This window comes from Priestia sp. 10L35, from assembly GCF_056395685.1.
Genome location: NZ_JBFTKA010000002.1, coordinates 411,853 through 432,003 on the forward strand (window position 1 = coordinate 411,853; position 20,151 = coordinate 432,003).

Below are 20,151 nucleotides of genomic sequence, written 5' to 3' on the forward strand. Positions count from 1 at the left end.
TTAATTTTCTCCTTTCACTACGATATAAGTAACGTATAAATGAGGAGTTACAATTTCTTCAGGAGAAATCTGCCCAACTTCAACAACTTCTTCTACTTCTGCAATCACGATATCAGCAGCCGTTGCCATCATTGGATTAAAGTTTCTTGCTGATTTGCTGTAAATAAGATTTCCGAGTCGATCTGCTTTTTTAGCTTTTATTAGAGCTACATCTGCGTGCAGCGATTCTTGCAAAACATATTTCTTTCCTTTTAATACTCGTTCTTCTTTTCCTTCCGCAAGCTGAGTCCCTACGCTCACAGGCGTATAAAATCCTCCGATGCCTGCTCCTCCTGCCCTAATAGCCTCGGACATTGTTCCTTGCGGGATGAGCTCCACTTGGAGTTCTTGTTGTTGATAAGCATGTACAACTTCAGGGTTGGAAGTAAAATAAGAACCTATGGCTTTTTTTACTTGTTTTTTTTGAACCAATACACCTAATCCTTTTCCAGGTTCACCGAGGTTATTACTAATAATCTCTAAATCTTTAAGGTTTGATTTGGCAATCGCTTCAATCAGACTAAGCGGGCTTCCAACAAGACCAAATCCACCTACCATAATGCGTGCGCCATCTGTTATTTTTTCTATTGCTTCTTCGCGCGTGATGATTTTGTTCATTTTGTTTCCTCCTTTTCTTTTTATATTTCACAGCGCTTTACGCGAAAAAAACCAAGCAGGACACAATGACTCCCCAAAGAAACAGGGAGGTCCCCACTCTTTGTAAAGTGTGTGTGTCTGCTTGGTTTTAATAAGACCATGAAAAGAGGTTGTCTTCTCACTTTATTCTAACCAAACGCTATGTAATTTTTTGATTCACATTATCCCAGTAACGTTGGATTGCAGCCTGAAGCGCTACGATGATCGCCTGTTGAGATGGAGCAAAATAATAATTTTGAATACGTTCAATAAGAGGTTCAATTCCATCTGCAAGGCAGTAACCAATAAGCAGCTTCCGGAAAAAATTTTGCGTCAGCTCCGTAATAAACGTAAACTCAGCATTTACAATTTTATGCTCTGTCAGATCCACTTCTAGTACAATTCCCGCATGCTTATACATTTCATACATGGAAGTTCCCTGTGGAGCTTTTGCATATCCTGTCACAATGACTGTATTCAGTATTTGCATGCCCCTTAATCTCCTTTTAAAAACTATTTAATTACTCCGCACTTTTACACTAATAATTCTGAAAGGTCAAATGAGATTAACTCATATGCTTTTAGTTATGTAAGTGCTTTCATTTTTAAAAAGATATGTTCTTATACAACTAATATTTCGCCTTTTCTAGACAAAATCCTTCTTTTCTTTTAAAAAAACTTTCTATTTTTTTATTTATTCGGCTTTATTGAAATTTATTCGAGTCTCCATCAAACTTTTCATCTGCTATACGGATGGACTCTGTTGGACAGCCTTCAAACGCATCTATTAAATCGTCTTCCAGCTCTTGGGGCACTTCAGCCGTGCCTTGATTATCATCAAGTATAACGAACGCAATTCCTTCATCATCATAATCATAAATATCAGGTGCCGCAGCTCCACATGCACCACACGCAATACACGTTTCTTTATCGACTATCGTATATTTCCCCATGATCATTCTCCTAACTAAGTTTAAAAGTTATTACTCATTACCAGCCGCGTTCTTGCATACGATTTTCTGGTAATAATGATGAAATTTCAATTCCTTTCATTGCACTTCCTAATCCTTTTGATAAGCTTGCAATCAGTTCATAGTCTTGATAATGCGTTGTTGCTTCCACGATTGCTCGCGCAAATTTTTCAGGATTGTCTGATTTGAAGATTCCTGATCCAACGAACACACCGTCTGCTCCAAGCTGCATCATTAACGCTGCATCCGCGGGTGTTGCTACGCCGCCTGCTGCAAAGTTTACAACCGGTAAGCGGCCTTCACGTTTAATTTGCAGTAATAGCTCATAAGGCGCACCTAATAGTTTTGCTTCTGTCATTAACTCATCTTCATCCATGCCCACAACTTTACGTACTTGAGCGTTTACTTGGCGCATATGACGCACTGCTTCGACGATGTTTCCTGTTCCTGGTTCGCCTTTTGTACGAAGCATCGAAGCACCTTCACCAATTCGTCTTGCTGCTTCTCCTAAATCACGGCATCCGCATACAAATGGAACCGTAAATGTACTTTTGTTAAGGTGATATTCCTCATCAGCTGGAGTGAGTACTTCACTTTCGTCAATGTAGTCTACACCCATTGCTTCTAGCACGCGTGCTTCAACAATATGACCAATACGAGCTTTCGCCATAACTGGAATGGATACAGCGTTCATCACTTCTTCAACAATTGTTGGGTCTGCCATACGAGACACGCCGCCTGCTGCACGAATATCAGCTGGAACACGCTCTAACGCCATAACGGCAACAGCGCCTGCTGCCTCTGCAATTTTTGCCTGTTCTGCATTGATCACGTCCATGATAACGCCGCCTTTTTGCATTTCTGCCATTCCCCGCTTCACGCGGTCCGTTCCATTTCTCACCATATTCATTTCCTCCTTTATATGTTCAAACACTTATTATGCAACTTCCATGCCAGTGTTAAAATATAGAAGAAATTAGTAAAAAACATTGATTTTTATGCCAAATTATTAAGCGGTTTTTAAAAAATTGGCAGGTGAAAGCCAATTTTTTAAACCAAAACAGCTCCCATCTCTATTAGAGATGGAAGCTGTTTTGTTAAGGAACTAACACTAATTTTCCGGTCGTTTTTCTTCCTTGAAGCAGACGATGTACATCTGCGGCTTCATCAAGTGAAAATGTGCCGCCCAGCATTAATTTTAACTGACCGGAATTTACGTAGTTTAATAGCTCATGCAGGCTTTGCTGATAAAGCGTTGGTTTTGCCATCATTTGAGGTAAGAAAAAGCCTAGAACCGATTGATTTTTTTCCATCAGGCGGGCGGGGTTAAATTTTACAGGTTTTCCGCTAGCCATTCCGTAAAAAACGAGGCGTCCAAATGGTGCAAGACATTGAAGAGATTCATAGAAGATATGCCCTCCTACCATTTCTAAAATAATATCGGCTCCTTTTCCTTCCGTCACTTCTAAAATTTGTTTTTCCCAGCCTGTTTCTGTATAGTTAATCGCTTCGTCAGCTCCGAGATTTTTTGCAAGCTCAAGCTTTTCTTTGGAGCTCGCTGTAGCAATAACTTTTCCAGCTCCAAAAATTTTGGCAAGCTGAACAGCTAAGGTTCCAACACCGCCTGCTGCCGCATGAACGATGACGGTTTCTCCTTTTTCAAGGCGACCCATTGTTTTTAAAATATGATAAGCTGTGAGTCCTTGAAGAGGCAAAGCAACCGCTTGTGTTAAATCCACATTCTCCGGCAACGGAATAAGGCCTCTTGAATCTGCCAGCGTGTACTCAGCGTATCCTGTTGCTCGGTTAGATCCCAGCAGCGTCACGACTTTTGTACCTACTTTTATCCCTTTTACATCCTCGCCTACTTCAACCACTTCTCCCGCAACTTCAGAGCCAGGGATAAAAGGCAGCGGTGTTTCGACTACGTATGCTCCTTCACGCCGTGCAGCGTCGGCGTAATTAACGCCGATTGCCGCAACTTTAATGAGCACATCTTTCTTTTTTGGTACAGGGCGTGCAATATCGATAACTTGAAGAACATCAGGTCCTCCGTACTGCGTAAATTGAATGGCTTTCATCTTATATCCCCCTCTTATTTCCCATGAAATAGTGGCTTTCTTTTTTCTTTAAACGCAGATATTCCTTCTTGATGATCTCTTGTTTCTACCATAAGCACTTGCGTTAGCCTTTCTTGTTCAAGGACTTGTTCTAATGTTAAATGAAAGGAGTCGTTGACAATTTTTTTCATTTTCCCATACGCTTTGGTTGGTCCTTGTGATAAGCGACTTGCAAAGGATGTGACCTCATCTTTCAGCTGATTTAACGGTACTACACGGTTTAAAAAACCAGCTTTGTAAGCCGTGTCGGCATCCATAGGCTCTCCTAAAAATAACAGTTCCTTAGCTCTGTGGGGACCGACGACCTTTGTAAGAAAGTAAAGGCCTCCTCCGTCTGAAATCAATCCAACTTGAGAAAAGCTTAATACAAATCGGCTTTCTTCTGACGCAATGATAAAGTCAGAAGCGAGAGCTAAATTAAAAGCCGCTCCGGCTGCAAACCCATGAACTGCTGCAATAATTGGCTTCTCTAAATTTTGCATCGCTAAAATACATTCATTTAAACGGCCGATATGTTCATACACATCCGCTCCGGATGCTTGACCCATCGTTTTTACATCGCCTCCGGCAGAAAACGAGCGCCCTGCTCCATTTAATATAACTACTTTAATAGACTCATCGCTTTGTGCCTGTTTTATTTCAGTTGTTAACTTTTCAATCATTTCTTCACTGAATGCATTTAAACGCTCCGGCCGATTTAACGTTAAAGATAAAATAGTCCCCTGCTTTTCTACTACTAAATCACTCATAATTTCAATTCCCTCCTCTTTACTTTGCATCAAACGATAAGCCACCCGCCATCTACTAATAAATCACTTCCCGTCATATAAGATGCCTCTTCAGACGCTGCAAAAGCAATAACATTTGCAATTTCATCTGGTTTACCTACACGTTTTAAAGCCGTATTTTTTTCGATTGCCTTAGTGAAGCGCTCATTTTCAAGTCCAGGCTGCGTTAAAGGTGTTTCTACGAATCCAGGAGACACAGAGTTTACTCTGACTCCGTGGGGTGCTAACTCAAATGCCATTGCTTTTGTAAAGTTGATTAAAGCAGCTTTAGCAGCGCTGTAGTGGGGAATTTGCGCACCTGCTTTATGTCCTGAAAGAGAAGCGACGTTGACAATCGATCGATTTTCTCCTATTTCTTCCGTTAACAAAGGAATCAATTGTTTTGTCACAAGAAATACGCTTGTTAAATTGACGTCCTGTACGTGTTTCCACTGTTCAAGAGTTGTTTCTTTAATCGTGGAATTAACAGATCCGCCTGCGTTATTAATTAATAAATGGATTTGTCCGTACTTTTCTTTTATGAACTTAGCGAGCTCTTTGACATCTTCTTCTTTTGTTACATCAGCTGAGAAAATATCCGTGCATTTTCGTTCACAGAGTCTCTCAATAGACGATGCAGCCTGTACTAGCTTTTCTTGCGTTCGCCCGACAAGAATGACGCGGGCTCCTTCTTTTGCCATTCTCTGAGCGGTCGCTTCTCCAATGCCGCTTCCAGCTCCTGTAATAACAGCTATTTGCCCTTCAAAACGCATAATATTCCTCCTTATACAACATATCGCCCGCTGTCGATAAATTCACGGGCGATGTCTCGATTGCGCGTGAACTCTCCTTCACTTTGCAAATCATTCATCCATTTTCCAAGAATTGTGCGGTACTGTCGGTGTTTTTCACCCGTTAACATCCCGTTTATTAATTGTCGAGCCTGCTTTTCAATTTCAAAGAGCGTTTCACTAACAACCGTTGCTGACAGCTTGCTTTTTAACTTTTCTTTTTCTTCTCCATTTTTGTTCACGGCTTTTTCCGCGCGCAGCACAGATGACTCCATAGCGAATAGTCCAATAGCAATTTCTGCGAGCTTCATCAGCGTTTCTTGTTCTTGTGCTAGATTGGCTTTAAACGTTTGGAATGCTGTTCCTAACAAAGCAAGAAATAAATGTCTTGTGGTAATAACCGCCTGCTTTTCTCTTGCTAGAAGTTCATTTGAAGATATTTCCCACTGACCGCTCATCAATTCACTAACAGCATCTTCTACTTGTTTGCTCAGCTCTATTTCTCCTTTGTCTGCTTTTTTTAGAAGCTGAGTTGGAAGCAAAAGGCGATTGATTTCATTTGTACCTTCAAAAATACGATTGATGCGTGAGTCACGATATACTTGTTCTATTTTATATTCTTGAATAAACCCCGCGCCGCCATGAAGCTGCAGCGATTCATCGGCAATTAAAGAAAGAGTTTCCGACCCGTACACTTTACAAACTGAACATTCCATTGCAAATTCAGCCAGCTGTTTAGCTACTAACTTATGATTTTCACTTTCATATAAGCCACCAAGCGCCTCTTCTAGTAAACCGGCTGTACGGTACTGAATAGATTCAGATGCAAAAATACGAGCCGCCATTTTTGCTATTTTTTCTTTTGAAGCATTAAATTCCGCAATAGCTGTTTTAAACTGCTTGCGTTCTTTTGTATAAGCTAAAGCAAGCTCAAACGCATATTTCGCTGCGCCCATACATGCAGAACCTAAGTTAAAACGTCCGAGGTTTAAGACGTTCAACGCAATCAAGTGACCTTTTCCTACTTGTCCAAGTACGTTTTCTACGGGTACTAAACAATCTTCATAAATAACTGGACGAGTAGACGATCCTTTAATTCCCATTTTCTTTTCTTCTGGCCCGAGAGACAGTCCTTTAAAACCTTTTTCTACAATAAAAGCGGTAAAATGTTCACCTTCTACTTTTGCATACGTGATGAACGTATCTGAAAAGGCTGCATTGGTAATGTACTGCTTCGTTCCATTTAATACATAATGCGTTTTTTCAGGATTTAATACGGCTTTTGTTTGGGCTGCAAGAGCATCAGAACCTGCTTCTGGCTCTGTCAAACAGTAGGCCCCAATATATTCGCCGCTTGCCAATTTAGGCAAGTATTTTTCTTTTTGCTTCTTGGTGCCAAAATACGTAATAGGAAGTGTCGCAATGCATGTATGATTAGAATGAGCGACTCCATATCCGCTTGTCCGGCCAATGATTTCACCTACAAGTCCTTTGCTTACTTTATCAAGACCTAGTCCTCCATATGCTTCTGGAATACTGTGAGCAAGAAGTCCAAGCTCGCCTGCTTTATGCATCAATTCTACTACTTTATTAAAATCCTGCTGCTCAATGTCATTATGGTAAGGGTCTACTTCTTTTTCAATAAACTGCTTTGCTGTCTGAGCAATCATACGGTGCTCATCCGTTAAGTCTTCGGGTGTATAAACGTGATGCGTAGATGTTTTTTTCAGTAAAAATGATCCGCCTTTTGCTTCTGTTTTCATTTCAGACATATCGTTTCCTCCCCGTTTACTAGCTTTTTTTTCACTACCTTAGGAACTATGGGATAGACGTTTTTCCGGCTTACAAAGCCAATTTCGTCTAGAAATCCATACTGAGTGAGCATTTCTCCTATGGCTGAGCACTTCAATATTTCAACAGGTGAATGCTCATAAGCCTCATACAAAAGCAGTGCGGCTTTTGCAGCATCCGTCAAATGAAATGTTTTTAGTTGCAGCAGACAGCTTACAAAATACCCCGCTCCATACAAATCTTCTAGACAGAAGCGATCGGATGAACCTGAACAAACCAATAAAACAGTTTCATCTTGACCTTGCTGACAAACAGCACTGGCAACCGCTTCTCCGTTTAAAAGCGAAGCTGTATATACATGGTTTGCTTTTTCAGCGTTATGAATGGCTACGGTTCCGTTAGTCGTGGACAAAATAACCGTTTTATTTTGAACATGCTCCTTTAACGTGCTGGGATTCGGATCAAAAAAGCCTTCAATCGTTTTCCCTCTATATTCGCCTACAAGCGCAATATCATCAGGCTTGTACATTTTTGCTTTTTCACGCGCTTCTTCTTCGTTTTTTACTGGAATAACTTCTATTGCTCCTTGCTGTAAAGCAGCCGCAATTGTTGACGTAGCCAATAAGACGTCAAATATAACAACCGTTTTTCCTTCTAGCTTTTTGGCAAGAAGCTCTTCTTTTTTGAGTATTACGTGAATTTTTCCTTTCATATATGTCCTCGTTCTGTGTGCAGAGCATGAATAATTAGTGTTTTTACATAATCTCCAAATTGTGAAAACCGTTTATCATTTGTTTGGCCTTTTTTATAACGGTAATAAATTTGCTGACAAATGACAGCAAGCTTGAAGTACGCAAATTTTAGGTAAAAGTCAATGTGTGAAACATCCCGTCCGCTTTTTTTAGCGTATGCTTCTACAAAATCTCGACGGGAATAAAAGCTTTTTTGCACAGTAACAGGTGGATTTCCGAGTCCTCTTTTCAAAAGTTCAGGATCGCTGTCTTCCATCCAGTAGCTCAGCGCCACTCCCAAATCAGCAAGCGGGTCTCCAACGGTTGTCATTTCCCAGTCAAATAATCCTACAATTTTATTTCCATCCGGTGAAAATAACGTATTGTTAAGCTTGTAATCATAGTGAATAATGGTCGAATGCTGTGTAGTCGGGATGTGTGTGGTCAACCATTTTTTTAGGGCTTCTACTTCCGGTATGTCACTTGTTTTTGATTTTTCATAACGATGAATCCAGCCGTGTACCTGACGTTCTAAAAATCCTTCGGGCTTGCTGATTTTTTCAAGAAGCGTGCCTTTATAAGGAATATCATGAAGTTTAACAAGGACATCCACCATTTGTTCTGAAATACAACGGCAAAGTTCGTCAGTTCCTTTCATGTCTTCTGGAAACGCTGTGTCGATGAGAACACCGTGCTTTCTCTCCATTAAAAAAAAGGATTTCCCAACCACCGTCTCATCTTCACAAAACACATACGGTCTAGGAGCGAGAGGAAAAGACTTCGATAGAACAGATAAAATCTTGTATTCTCTTTTCATGTCATGCGCTTTTGGCGCAACTGGCCCAAAGGGAGGGCGTCTCAACACCGCCTCCCACTCTCCGACTGAAAGAGCGTAGGTTAAATTGGACGCACCTGATCCAAATTGCTTGATTAAAAGAGGCTCTTTAGGTAAATCAGGAATCGAAACACGGAGAAACTGATGCAGTTTTTCCGTGTTTAATTCCTCTCCTTTTCGTACAGGAATGATTTGTGACATTCTTTTACCACCTGCTTTTTTATAGTTAAACAGCTACTTTATAATTCATCAAAAACTGCTTAATGTCCGCTGGAATAGACACGCTTTTTTGTGCATCAAAATCAAAGTACACGATGACAGCTTCTCCTTTAGCAATCAGCGATCCCGTCTTGCTGTCGGTAATTTCATGACCAATTGTAAAGCTTTTATTGCCGACATTAGATACAAAGGTTTTAATCATTAGCACTTGATTAAAATAACCTTGCGCAACAAAATCACATTTAGTAGACGCTAAAATATACTCCCACTTTTTTGTATGCATGGATGCTCCCATTTCTTCAAAAAAAGCAATACGGGCCTCTTCTAAATAAATGAAATAGCTCGTATTGTTAATGTGACCGAGTGCGTCTGTTTCGCAAAAGCGCACTTTGACCTGTGTTTCATACATGATCTTCTCCTCCTTTACTTATGTGAAAAAACAGCGGGACGCTTTTCAATAAATGCTGATACTCCTTCTTTAATATCTTCTGTTTGAAAGACTTCTTCAAACAGCTCTGCCTCAAGTTCAAGACCTTCAGATAATGTACGATTCATTCCTTCGTTTACCGCTGTCTTAATTCGAGAAAGTGACGGAAGAGAGTGACGGTTAAATTTCTTAGCCAGCTCTTTTGCTTTTTCGAGCCCTTTTCCTTTAGGCGTTATATGATTGGCAAAGCCTGCATGAAGCGCTTCTTCTGCAGAAACAGGACTGCCGGCAAACATCCACTCTTTAGCTTTAGAAACGCCGATTACGCGTGGAAGACGCTGAGTTCCGCCGCCTCCAGGAAACAATCCGAGCTTCACTTCCGGAAGACCTATTTGAGCATGTTCTTCGGCAATGCGTATATCAGCGGTTAGTGAAAGTTCGCATCCTCCTCCAAACGTTAAACCATTTAACACGACAATTGTTGGTTTTTCAATGTTTTCAAGTTTTTGCAAAACACGATGGGTTTTCATAAACTCTTCTTTAATGCCGCTTTGCCCCATTAACTGAGGAAACTCTTTAATATCAGCTCCAGCCATAAACGCCCGGTCGCCCGCTCCTGTTAAAATGATTGTAATGACATCAGGATCTTTACTAAGCTCTTCATACGTTTCTTCAAGCTGCTGCACAACAGTCTGGCTCATTACATTTAAAGGCGGGTTATCAATGGTTACAATTGCCGTTTTCTCCTCTTTTTCAACACGTACAAATTTTTTCATCATTACTTCACTCCTTGTGTGTGGTATGTGTAAAAACCTTTTCCTGTTTTACGTCCAAGCTCGCCTTTTTGAACTTTTTCTTCAATACACGCAGCTGGCTTGTCCTCTGGATCCCCCGTTTCGCTATAGCGCTGCTGCATCACGAAATATCCGACGTCAATTCCCGAGAGATCCATCAATTCAAAAGGACCGATCGGGTGATTGAGCGCTTTTTTGCAAATCGTATCAATGTCTTCAAAATCTGCGTATCCATTTTCATAAAGGAAAACGGCTTCTTTTTGCAACGCTCCTAAAATTCGATTAGCAATAAAACCTGAGATTTCTTTTTTCAGAAGGACTGCTGTGCGGTTAATTTGCTTGCAAACGTCCATTGTCGTTTGAGCTGTTTTTTCACTTGTCTTTTCACTCATCACAACTTCTACGCAGTCCATTACAAGGGGAGGGAAAAAGAAATGCATGTTAACGATTTGCTCTGGACGGTTTGTTGCACTTGCAATAAGCGAGTTAACAATTGTTGAACTATTCGATGCTAAAATGGCGTGACTTGGTGCGTACTCATCTATTTCTTTAAAGACACTTTGTTTTACATCTAACTTTTCTACCACAGCTTCAATTACAAAATCAGCATTTGAAACCGCTTCCTTTAATGTGTTTGTAAAAGACAATCTTCGGAATGCGGCTTCCTTAGCCTCAGAAGAGATTTTTCCTTTATGAACCCACTTGCCTATAATTGCTTCCAGCTTGTCTTTTGCATCAATGAGTGATTGTTCATTCATATCTTGAATAATTGTTTCATATCCTCCGAGTGCACAAAGCATACCGATTTGATGTCCCATTTGTCCTGCTCCAATAACAGCAATACGCTGTATATCTTTACTATTCATGTTATAGCCTCCTTTTAATATAAAAGGAGAGAAAGAGCTTGTACTTTCCCGCCTTTTACGAGCACTGTCTAGCCCAGCAGCTACTATGACTCAATACCTTTCATCAGCATCTTATAAAAAATAGCCGCAACTTCTCGATCTGTCTTTTCACCATCTGGCTGAAACCAAAAATAGCTCCAATTTGTCATTCCTAATATGCCTAGCGTCACGATATCTGAAGGCAAATCTGAACGGAACTGCCCTGCTTCCATGCCTTTTTCAATAATTTCCTGTACGTTTTCTTTAAAACGATCGCGCTTTGGAATGATTTGTTCTAAGTGTTCTTCACTCAAATGACGCATCTCTCGAAAAAACACTTTAGCTCGAAGACCTTCTTTCTCAATATCATGAACAAGTTTAAAAATAATGCTGTGAAGCTTTTCCGGATAAGATGTTGTCTTATCTGCAAGAATCGTCTCTTGGTTTTCTATTAATCTTTCAATATATTGAAGGTGAATATCCATTAAAAGCTCTTGTTTGCTTTTAAAATAATAATAAAACGTTCCTTTTGTGACGTTTAATTCATTTACAATATCTTGAATCGACGTTTCTTTGAAACCTTTTTGAGCAAAAAGCTGAATGCTTCGTTCCATCATCAAATCTTTCATCGTCAAACCCTCTCTGTCTTTTCTCATTTTCACAAATTATACCATGGCTTAGAGGGAGCTTTTGAAAAAGTTTGTTTATGTTCAGCTTATTTACGTCGTTTCTTTCACCACTTCTTCTCGTAGTGCCCGTCGCAAAATTTTTCCTACATTGGTCTTAGGAAGCTCAGCGCGAAACTCAAAGATTCGCGGGATTTTGTAAGCTGCAAGGTGCTGTCGACAATAAGAAGTGAGCTCTTCTTCGGAAAGAGATTTCCCTTCTTTCACTACCAAAATCGCTTTAATGGTTTCTCCTCTGTAAGGATGCGGCACACCAATTACAACGGCTTCTTTAATGTGGCTGTGTTCGTATAAAACTTCTTCAATATCTCGAGGGTACACATTAAAACCACTCGCAATAATCATATCTTTTTTGCGATCAACAATGGATAAATACCCGTCTTCATCTATCTGTCCAATATCTCCTGTGTACAGCCAGCCGTTTCTAAGCGCGTGAGCCGTCTCTTCAGGTTGATTCCAATAGCCCTTCATAACTTGAGGGCCTTTAATTACTATTTCTCCAAGCTCTCCTCTTGGCAGTTCTTTTGTTCCGGTAGCCACGTCTAAAATTTTATAAGCAGTTTGCGGAACGCCAAGTCCGACTGTACCTGGCTTTCGTTCACAAAACGGCAGGTTGCAATGCGTCACGGGGGATGCTTCTGATAACCCGTACCCTTCTAACACTTTAGCGCCCGTTTTTCGTTCGAACTCTTTCATCAGCTCAACAGGCATCGGCGCACTGCCACTGTTGCAGATGCGAATACTTTCGATGTTGTATTCTTCTGCCTGAGGATGATTGGTAATAGCAACATACATAGTTGGCACACCGGGGAAAATACTAGGCTGCTCTTTTTTTATTGTATTTAGTACTTCTTCCAAATCAAACCGCGGCAATAGCAATATTTCATTTCCGCAAAGAATCGATAAATGCATACAGGAAGTCATGCCAAATACGTGAAACAATGGAATAACGGTTAAGCATTTTTCTTTTCCTAATTCAATATCATGTTTAAATATTTCGTATGATTGAACTGCGTTTGTGTAAATATTTGTATGTGTAAGCATCGCACCTTTAGATGGTCCGGTCGTTCCTCCCGTATACTGAAGAACAGCAATATCGTGTGATGGATGGATAACCGGCTGGTCAAATTCATATTTTATGGTTAAAAAATCCAGGAAGGAAAGGTCTGGTGATGCAGGAACAAAAGGTTTTTGCAAGCTGACGGTTATCGCTTCTTCTATATCAACGCGGTTTCTTATTTCTTGAAGTCTCGTATAAAAATCATCGAGTAGAATGATTTTTTTTGCCCCGGAATCGTTTAAAATATGCTCTAGCTCTTGTTCGACAAGCATAGGATTGACCTGAGTAACAATGCCGCCCGCTGCTACAATGCCAAAATAGCTTATTATATATTGCGGACAGTTTGGCAGCATAATCGCTACACGATCTCCTTTTTTAATCCCTTTTTTCTGCAGTGCTCCTGCAAATACCCGAACTGAGTGATACAGCTCCTGGTACGTTAACGTATGCTGATACATGCGCGTGGCTGTGTGAGCAGGATAACGTTCGGCTGTTTCTTTCAGCATATCAAATAGTGAAATATCTTCGATGTGAATGTCATGAGTGTAGGCTTCTGGATAAGGTGTAAACCATTTTTTAACGTCTTCCATCAAGTTACTCCTTTCTTATTCACATAGCATGAACTCCACCGTCTACTGTCAGAATATCGCCCGTAATATAATTAGACGCTGCAGAAGCAAGAAAAACAGCCGCTCCTTTTAAATCAGCTTCGGAGCCAAAGCGTTTTAAAGGGGTTTGACTTAGAAAATAATCTTTTCCTTGTTCCATAATCGCACCTGACATTTTAGTAGGAAAAAATCCCGGCGCAATCGCATTAACTTGAATATTATGCTGTCCCCATTTGACAGCTAAATCTTTCGTGAACGTAATGACCGCTCCTTTACTCGTGTTGTACCCGATTGTATCCATATACTGAGGGTCCGTTCCTCCAAGACCCGCAATTGAAGCAATGTTAATAATCTTACCAGCTTTTTGTTTAATCATTTCTTTTCCAGCTTCTTGGGACATTAAAAACGTTCCTGTCACATTAATATTCATCACTTTTTGCCATGCTTCAAGAGGCATTTCTTCAACCGAAGCTCCCCACGTAGCTCCGCTGTTGTTAATTAAAATATCAATGCGTCCAAATGTTTCAATCGTTTGATGCACGACATTTTTAATATCTTCAGGCTGACTGATGTCGCATGCTAAAGCGAGAGTTTTTACGCCCATGGTGGCCAATCGATCAGCCACTTGCTGACATGCTTCTTTTTTTCTTGAACATAGAACAATATTTGCCCCTGCCTCTGCAAGCCCTTCTGCCATTTGTTCTCCTAATCCTCTGCCTCCTCCGGTAACAATAGCTGTTTTTCCAGTTAAATCAAACAAATCCTTTATGTGCATACGTTGCCTCCTGTTCTTGATAGGATTTTAGCTCAAGTCTTGCAAGCTGTGCTTTGTGCACTTCGTCTGGACCATCAGCGAGGCGAAGAGTGCGAGCATTTGCCCAAAGTGCCGCAAGCGGCGTGTCTTCTGAAACACCTGCTGCTCCCAATGCTTGAATAGCGCGATCAATGACTTTTAAAGCCATAGCAGGAGCCATTACTTTAATCATAGCAATTTCTTTCCGCGCTTTTTTATTTCCAACTGTGTCCATCATATAAGCAGCTTTTAATGTTAATAAGCGAGCTTGCTCAATTTCAATACGCGATTCTGCCACCCATTCTTGAATAACCCCTTGCTGAGAAAGCAACTTATTAAACGTAGAACGGTTTTGAATACGCTTACATAACTCTTCAAGCGCTCTTTCCGCTGCTCCTATTAAACGCATGCAGTGATGAATACGTCCAGGCCCCAATCTGCCTTGAGCAATAGCAAACCCTTTTCCTTCGCCTAAAAGCATATTAGACGCTGGCACACGCACATTGTCATAATGAATTTCAGCATGTCCATGAGGAGCGTGATCGTATCCAAAGACTGGCAGCATTCGTTCAATTTTAACTCCTGGCGTATTTAAAGGAACTAGAATCATAGACTGCTGTTCATATTTAGATGCGTTAAAATCGCTTTTTCCCATGACAATAGCAATTTTGCAGCGAGGATCTCCCGCACCTGAAGACCACCATTTTCTTCCGTTGATCACATATTCATCGCCTTCTCTTACAATACTGCACTGAATGTTTGTGGCATCAGAAGAACCTACATCCGGTTCTGTCATAGAAAAGCAGGAGCGAATGTCTCCATTTAACAGCGGCTTTAGCCATTTTTCTTTTTGTTCGGACGTTCCGTATCGAACCAGCACTTCCATATTGCCGGTGTCAGGAGCTCCGCAGTTAAAAGCTTCTGGTCCAATAATAGAACGGCCCATAATTTCGCAAAGAGGGGCATATTCGACATTTGTTAGACCCGCTCCGTATTCGCTTTCTGGCAAAAATAAGTTCCATAATCCAGCTTGCTTTGCTTTTTCTTTTAACTCTTCCATGATCGGAGGAACAGCTGACCATCTAGATGGCTGTTCATTCAGCTGTTGTTCGTATAGCCGTTCATTTGGGTAAACATGCTCTTCCATAAAAGAGCTCAATTCTTCTTGCAGCTTCACTACTTTGTCAGAGTAAGAAAAATACACGGTAGTCCCTCGCTTTCATTTACTTACTAACCGGTTGGTATGTTACATATTCATCATAAATGAAGGGGAATAATTCAGCAAGGTATTTTTAGAAAAATTCTAAATATTATATTATTTAAAAATAAAAAAAGAGAGGTTTTAACCTCTCTTTTTACGCGGATGTCATTTCCTCAAATACGGCTGATACCTTTTCAAATTCATCGTCATCTTCAATTGAAGACCATTCACCATCATCTTCAATTTTCAAAAAGAAAACATCAATTTCTTCTTCTGTTTCAATTAAAACTTCTTCAACAAACGCAACAGCAATATAATCGTGCCCTTCAATCGTCATTTTTCCAAGCACTTCAATATCTTGCTCTTGATCATTTTCGTCTAAAATTGTAAAAATCTCTCCCGTTTCAATGCGTTCCATCTTATTCCCTCCTATTTTAACCTCATTATTCGTTCACTAACATGTATTCCCCTTTAGAAAAGGTTTCATGCTTATAAAAGTAGAATCTATTTTTTAAAAGGCAAAAGAATGTCTACGGTAGTTCCTTTTCCAAGTTCACTTACAAAGTTAATTTCTCCTCTATGTTCTCGAATGATCTTATAGCACACCATCAGTCCAAGCCCCGTTCCTTTCTCTTTGGTACTATAAAAAGGTTTTCCTAAATGCTGCATTCTTTCCTGCGTGATGCCTGGCCCCTCGTCGCTAAACCGGATAACAAGGTTCTCCTGATTAAATCTTTTTAGTTGAATCGTTACGGTTCCTCCACTTGGCATAGATTCGACTGCATTTTTAAATATATTGCTAAACACCTGTTTCAACTGATTTTCTTCGCATAATACGAGAGGAAGATGAAGATCAATTTCTTTTTTTACGTGAATTTTCTCTGTAATCCCCTGCACCTCAGCTAGCTTTAAAGTATTCTCTAAAATATCTTGGACATGTTTGTCTTTGTAGGTTTTCGCCTGAGGCTTTGCAAGACTCAAGAACTCATCGGTAATCAATTCAATTCTATCTAACTCATGATTTATCATTTCTACATAGTAAGGCTGACCGCTCGTTTCTCTTAATAACTGCATAAATCCTTTTACCGCCGTCAGAGGGTTTCGAATTTCGTGAGCTATACCAGCCGCTAACTGTCCGACTAAGGAAAGCTGAGCGGATTCACCCAGCAATTTTTCAGTTTTTTTACGTTCTGTAATATCACGAAACAAAACTTGAATGGCCTGCTTTCCCATATAGGGAATAGGAAAGGCAATGGTTTCGGCATCAATCGTATGACCGTCTTTATGAATAAACTTTTCTTCCTGTAGGTCTACAGATTTATTTTCTGTTTTCATTCGATAAATTCGCTGTTTTACCACATCATAGTAATCAGGGTGAACAAACTGATAAACACAAGCTCCTAATACGTCTTGAGGACTTTTGTATCCTAGCGCTTTGGCTCCTGAAGGGTTGATGTAATCAATTTTCCCTTCACTATGAACGATAATCGCTTCCGGCGATAACTCAATCAAGCTTCGGTAACGTTCTTCGCTTTCTTTTAAAGCCGTTTCAGCCTGCTTGCGTGATGTTATATCTCGATAGACAAAAGCAATGCATAGCGGCCAATCATTCATATTTTCAACGCGGAAGAGTGTGACGCTTACATTAATTAAATGACCGTCTTTATGCTGTCTGACCGTCTCAAATTCCGTTTTCGATTCACCTGATTGAATGGTCTTATGAAGTTCGCACACTGGCTCCTTTAAAAACGAAGGTATAATCGGAAGAGGCTTTTGATGAATTTCTTCAAACGTCCAGCCAAATGTATTCTCAAACGCAGGGTTCACTTGAAGCGTTTTCCCTTCTAAGTCAACGACAGCAACAGCATCTGCGTTATGATAAATAAAAGGCTGAACCTGTTCTTTTTTCTCCTGATAACTAGTTATATTCACGCAATGTCCCATAATTTCAGGCTTTTCTGTGTAAGATAAAGGGGTTAAGTTTACTACATAGCGTTTATCATTTATTTGAAGCTCGTACATAAGCTTTTTCTTTTTGTTTAATGCTTCGAAAAAATGCTCATACGAGACCCATTCTTCTAGAGGTATTTTTTGGTCATGAACGCTTTCACCTTGATACATACTGTAAACAAGATGGTCATCTTTTTGTTTGTAAGCAAATATGATTCCTAGCGCCTCAGCTGAATGATTTTCTGCATGTAATCGGACTATTTTTTTATTTTTGTTCATCGTTCATATTTACCTACCCCTCACTAACATCTTTCCTACTCGTTCTCATTCTCTTAATTTTACATGAGGATTTTAGAATTTACTAGATAAAGAAGCGGATATTTTCCATTCATTCACATAAAAAAAACGCCTGTAAAGGCGCTTTTTTATGTGAATAGGAATTACTTTGAATGATGCATTTTATGACAGTGTCGCTTTGGCACAAAACCATTTTGCTCCATATGCTGATAGCGATTTTCCATATGTGAAGAAATGTTTTGACTCTCCGTTTTGCTTAGCACGCCGTACTCCACATATTTTGAAAGTATTTCTTTCTTTTTTGCTAGCATTTCTTTGTACAGCACGGACAGTTCCTGCTTTTGCTCAGACGTCAACTGCACGTCTTTTGTTTCTGGCTGAGGATTGTTTTCCGCTAATACAGGCGTCGCGCTCATAAATAAAAAAGCTGCTGCTGCACTTATCATAATCTTTCGCAAACAATCTACTTCCTTTCATCATATAGTAGTTATAGTTTGCGAACTTCTATTTGTTTTCATTCATTCTGTTTGCTTAAGACTCGATAGCTCCTCCTACATCATAGTCGCTAAGATCAATTTCCATTTCCATTTCAAGTGCTAATTTAGCAAGCTCTGAACCAAGATAAGGACCCGACGTTAAGCCTGAAGCTCCGAGACCATTCGCTACTAGTATTCCTTCGTAAGCCGGAAGAGCTCCAATGACTGGCAAGAATCCTGGAGTAAATGGTCGAAACCCTACCCTTGTTTCTAAGACTGTGCTTTCTGTTAAGCCGGGAGCAATTGATAAGGCCTTTGAAAAAATCTCATGCATCCCCCCAGCAGTTACTCTCAAATCATAGCCCTTGTCGTTTTCATGTGTTGCTCCAATGACAATTTGACCTTGTTCAAATGAAAGAATATATTGGTCGCTTGGAGGCATCACAACGGGCCAGTCTTTTGTATCTACATCAGGGAGATGCAAGTGGACAATTTGCGCTTTTTGAAAGCTTGCTAAAAATTTCACTCCAAGAGGCTCTAGTAATTGATTTGCCCACGCTCCTGCCGTTACGATTGTTGTACTTGCTAGAAGGGTTTGTCCATTTACGGAAACGCCCGTTACTTGATTATTTTCATAAAGTAGTTCTGCGTTTCCTTCTATTATTTTTGCACCGTTTTTCTTGGCTGCATTCACAAGTGCGTTTCGAAGAGCTCTTCCGTTAACGCGAGCGGCTCCACTAATATGAACTGAACTGTATTCTTCCGAAAGAACCGGAAACAAAGCCTGTGTTTCTTTAGCGGATAAACGTGTAATCTCGCCTATTTCAGGAGCTTCTTCCCGACGCTTATATGCTCTTTCTTCCATTTTTTTAAGCTTTTGCTCATCAGTATGTAAGCTAATTGCTCCTACTCGCTTATATCCCGTATCCGTTTCTCCATCTTCTTCTAATTGCTGAATTAATGTTTGATAGTACTTAGCGCCGCCTTTTGCTAAGCGGTACCATGCTTTATTTCGACGCTGCGAAAGCCATGGACAAACAATTCCTGCTGCTGCATCAGTAGCTTGACCTGCATCCTTGCGATCTATCAATGTCACATCTGCTCCTGCTTTTGCTAAATGATATGCTGTAGAAGCTCCAAGTACCCCAGCTCCAACTACGATGTATGTTTTCATACCAAAACACCCTTTTCTTTCTTCTAATATTCTCATGCTATATGTACGCAACTTTAGCATAGCAAAAAAAGAAGTCACATACTAGGCGAAGCTATCTTGAGCTTATTTTTGAGTCTTGCTGACTTTGACATATAGCTCCTTTCATTGTAAACAAAAGCGCAATAAGTTCTTTTACGGGAATTATGGTGAGATGAAGCAAACCACAAATAGTGATCACCCATATTTAACACTGCGCTTACCGCTTTTTTATTATAGTTTCTGAATAAAAAAAGGAAAGAATAAAACCACTATAATATGTAAATAAAAAGAAATAACCATTATTTTAAGGAGAGCGTATGCAATCTTCATTTGTATTATTTTTCATCATTCTTGGTTTACTATTTGGCAAGTGGCGAAGGTATCAAGAATACTATCCTACTTTGCTGTTTTGGGTCACAGGGAATTTGCTTTATGAAGTGCTGCTGTTTCATCACCGCGTATGGGTATTTCACCCTGTAGGTATTGATCACCTTTTTCTACCCGATCACCTAATGGTTTCCCTTGGAATAACTTTAATTATTTATCCGTTTGTTATACCGGTTTTTTTAGGAAGGCTGCCGTTGCATGTAAGCGGCAGGCTGTGGTGGATTCTTTTGTGGGCGCTTTTATTTACTGTGATTGAGTTCATTGCTTATGTTAATCACAGTATCACTCATCATTATGGATGGTCGCTGCTGTGTTCTTTTCTCTTCAACATTGCCACGTTCTCACTTTTAGTCATTCATCAGAAGACAGCACTGGTCGCTTGGATTCTATCTGGAAGCTTCATAGCTTTCTTATTTATTTTTTTTGATATTCCTATGCCTTAACTTTTCATTGACTAGACGGAGGAAAAGGAAATATAATAGGAATTACATTTAAA

At 40.1% G+C, this 20,151-nt stretch carries 22 protein-coding genes; 1 reads left to right on the plus strand and 21 read right to left on the minus strand.

Going from position 1 to position 20,151, the window contains the following annotated elements:
* The 21 genes from AC1DEF_RS08075 to AC1DEF_RS08175 all read right to left on the minus strand — a co-directional run bounded on the left by AC1DEF_RS08075 (position 1) and on the right by AC1DEF_RS08175 (position 19,250).
* Positions 1–657: a CoA transferase subunit A gene (locus tag AC1DEF_RS08075; RefSeq protein ID WP_013057067.1), complete on the minus strand. Its 657-nt coding sequence runs from the start codon at positions 655–657 to the stop codon at positions 1–3.
* Between the two features lie 178 nt (positions 658–835).
* Positions 836–1,165 carry a DUF3870 domain-containing protein gene (locus AC1DEF_RS08080; RefSeq protein WP_013057066.1) on the minus strand — a complete coding sequence of 110 codons (330 nt, stop codon included), beginning with the start codon at positions 1,163–1,165 and terminating at the stop codon, positions 836–838.
* A gap of 214 nt (positions 1,166–1,379) precedes the next feature.
* Positions 1,380–1,628 carry a ferredoxin gene (locus AC1DEF_RS08085; protein ID WP_013083172.1) on the minus strand — a complete coding sequence of 83 codons (249 nt, stop codon included), beginning with the start codon at positions 1,626–1,628 and terminating at the stop codon, positions 1,380–1,382.
* 37 nt (positions 1,629–1,665) lie between these two features.
* The gene (gene pdxS, locus AC1DEF_RS08090) at positions 1,666–2,550 is read right to left on the minus strand and encodes a pyridoxal 5'-phosphate synthase lyase subunit PdxS (RefSeq protein WP_014460089.1); all 885 of its coding nucleotides are present in this window, start codon (positions 2,548–2,550) and stop codon (positions 1,666–1,668) included.
* 193 nt (positions 2,551–2,743) lie between these two features.
* On the minus strand, positions 2,744–3,727 hold the full coding sequence (locus AC1DEF_RS08095; protein WP_075419904.1) for a quinone oxidoreductase family protein: 984 nt from the start codon (positions 3,725–3,727) through the stop codon (positions 2,744–2,746).
* Between the two features lie 14 nt (positions 3,728–3,741).
* Positions 3,742–4,515, minus strand: coding sequence for an enoyl-CoA hydratase/isomerase family protein (locus AC1DEF_RS08100; protein WP_318331338.1), 774 nt, complete (start codon positions 4,513–4,515; stop codon positions 3,742–3,744).
* A gap of 29 nt (positions 4,516–4,544) precedes the next feature.
* Complete coding sequence (locus AC1DEF_RS08105; protein WP_097823412.1) at positions 4,545–5,306, minus strand: SDR family NAD(P)-dependent oxidoreductase; 762 nt, start codon at positions 5,304–5,306, stop codon at positions 4,545–4,547.
* A gap of 11 nt (positions 5,307–5,317) precedes the next feature.
* Positions 5,318–7,096 carry an acyl-CoA dehydrogenase family protein gene (locus AC1DEF_RS08110; RefSeq protein WP_097823413.1) on the minus strand — a complete coding sequence of 593 codons (1,779 nt, stop codon included), beginning with the start codon at positions 7,094–7,096 and terminating at the stop codon, positions 5,318–5,320.
* A complete protein-coding gene (locus tag AC1DEF_RS08115) occupies positions 7,084–7,827 on the minus strand; it encodes a 2-phosphosulfolactate phosphatase (RefSeq protein WP_097823414.1) in 744 nt (247 codons plus the stop codon). Before AC1DEF_RS08115 ends, AC1DEF_RS08110 begins: the two co-directional genes overlap by 13 nt.
* Positions 7,824–8,882, minus strand: coding sequence for a phosphotransferase family protein (locus AC1DEF_RS08120; protein ID WP_097823415.1), 1,059 nt, complete (start codon positions 8,880–8,882; stop codon positions 7,824–7,826). The genes AC1DEF_RS08115 and AC1DEF_RS08120 overlap by 4 nt, the downstream gene beginning before the upstream one ends.
* Positions 8,883–8,907: 25 nt before the next feature.
* The gene (locus AC1DEF_RS08125; protein ID WP_013083164.1) at positions 8,908–9,309 is read right to left on the minus strand and encodes an acyl-CoA thioesterase; all 402 of its coding nucleotides are present in this window, start codon (positions 9,307–9,309) and stop codon (positions 8,908–8,910) included.
* A gap of 14 nt (positions 9,310–9,323) precedes the next feature.
* A complete protein-coding gene (locus AC1DEF_RS08130) occupies positions 9,324–10,106 on the minus strand; it encodes an enoyl-CoA hydratase (protein WP_013083163.1) in 783 nt (260 codons plus the stop codon).
* Complete coding sequence (locus tag AC1DEF_RS08135; protein WP_097823416.1) at positions 10,106–10,987, minus strand: 3-hydroxyacyl-CoA dehydrogenase family protein; 882 nt, start codon at positions 10,985–10,987, stop codon at positions 10,106–10,108. The genes AC1DEF_RS08130 and AC1DEF_RS08135 overlap by 1 nt, the downstream gene beginning before the upstream one ends.
* An 83-nt stretch (positions 10,988–11,070) precedes the next feature.
* On the minus strand, positions 11,071–11,634 hold the full coding sequence (locus AC1DEF_RS08140) for a TetR/AcrR family transcriptional regulator (protein ID WP_025751919.1): 564 nt from the start codon (positions 11,632–11,634) through the stop codon (positions 11,071–11,073).
* Between the two features lie 90 nt (positions 11,635–11,724).
* The gene (locus AC1DEF_RS08145; RefSeq protein WP_097823417.1) at positions 11,725–13,341 is read right to left on the minus strand and encodes a long-chain-fatty-acid--CoA ligase; all 1,617 of its coding nucleotides are present in this window, start codon (positions 13,339–13,341) and stop codon (positions 11,725–11,727) included.
* 19 nt (positions 13,342–13,360) lie between these two features.
* Positions 13,361–14,134, minus strand: a complete 774-nt coding sequence (locus AC1DEF_RS08150; RefSeq protein WP_014460100.1) for an SDR family oxidoreductase — start codon at positions 14,132–14,134, stop codon at positions 13,361–13,363.
* Positions 14,112–15,356: an acyl-CoA dehydrogenase gene (locus AC1DEF_RS08155; RefSeq protein ID WP_097823418.1), complete on the minus strand. Its 1,245-nt coding sequence runs from the start codon at positions 15,354–15,356 to the stop codon at positions 14,112–14,114. Before AC1DEF_RS08155 ends, AC1DEF_RS08150 begins: the two co-directional genes overlap by 23 nt.
* A 151-nt stretch (positions 15,357–15,507) precedes the next feature.
* Positions 15,508–15,771: a DUF1292 domain-containing protein gene (locus AC1DEF_RS08160; protein WP_013057050.1), complete on the minus strand. Its 264-nt coding sequence runs from the start codon at positions 15,769–15,771 to the stop codon at positions 15,508–15,510.
* A gap of 86 nt (positions 15,772–15,857) precedes the next feature.
* A complete protein-coding gene (locus tag AC1DEF_RS08165; RefSeq protein ID WP_097823419.1) occupies positions 15,858–17,582 on the minus strand; it encodes a PAS domain-containing sensor histidine kinase in 1,725 nt (574 codons plus the stop codon).
* Positions 17,583–17,743: 161 nt separating this feature from the next.
* Positions 17,744–18,058, minus strand: a complete 315-nt coding sequence (locus AC1DEF_RS08170) for a YckD family protein (protein WP_043982470.1) — start codon at positions 18,056–18,058, stop codon at positions 17,744–17,746.
* A gap of 73 nt (positions 18,059–18,131) precedes the next feature.
* Complete coding sequence (locus AC1DEF_RS08175) at positions 18,132–19,250, minus strand: NAD(P)/FAD-dependent oxidoreductase (protein WP_097823420.1); 1,119 nt, start codon at positions 19,248–19,250, stop codon at positions 18,132–18,134.
* Between the two features lie 335 nt (positions 19,251–19,585).
* Here AC1DEF_RS08175 and AC1DEF_RS08180 point away from each other — a divergent pair, with 335 nt between their 5' ends.
* Entirely contained in the window at positions 19,586–20,098 is a 513-nt protein-coding gene (locus AC1DEF_RS08180) for a CBO0543 family protein (RefSeq protein ID WP_043982468.1), read from the plus strand.
* Positions 20,099–20,151: the final 53 nt, after the last annotated feature.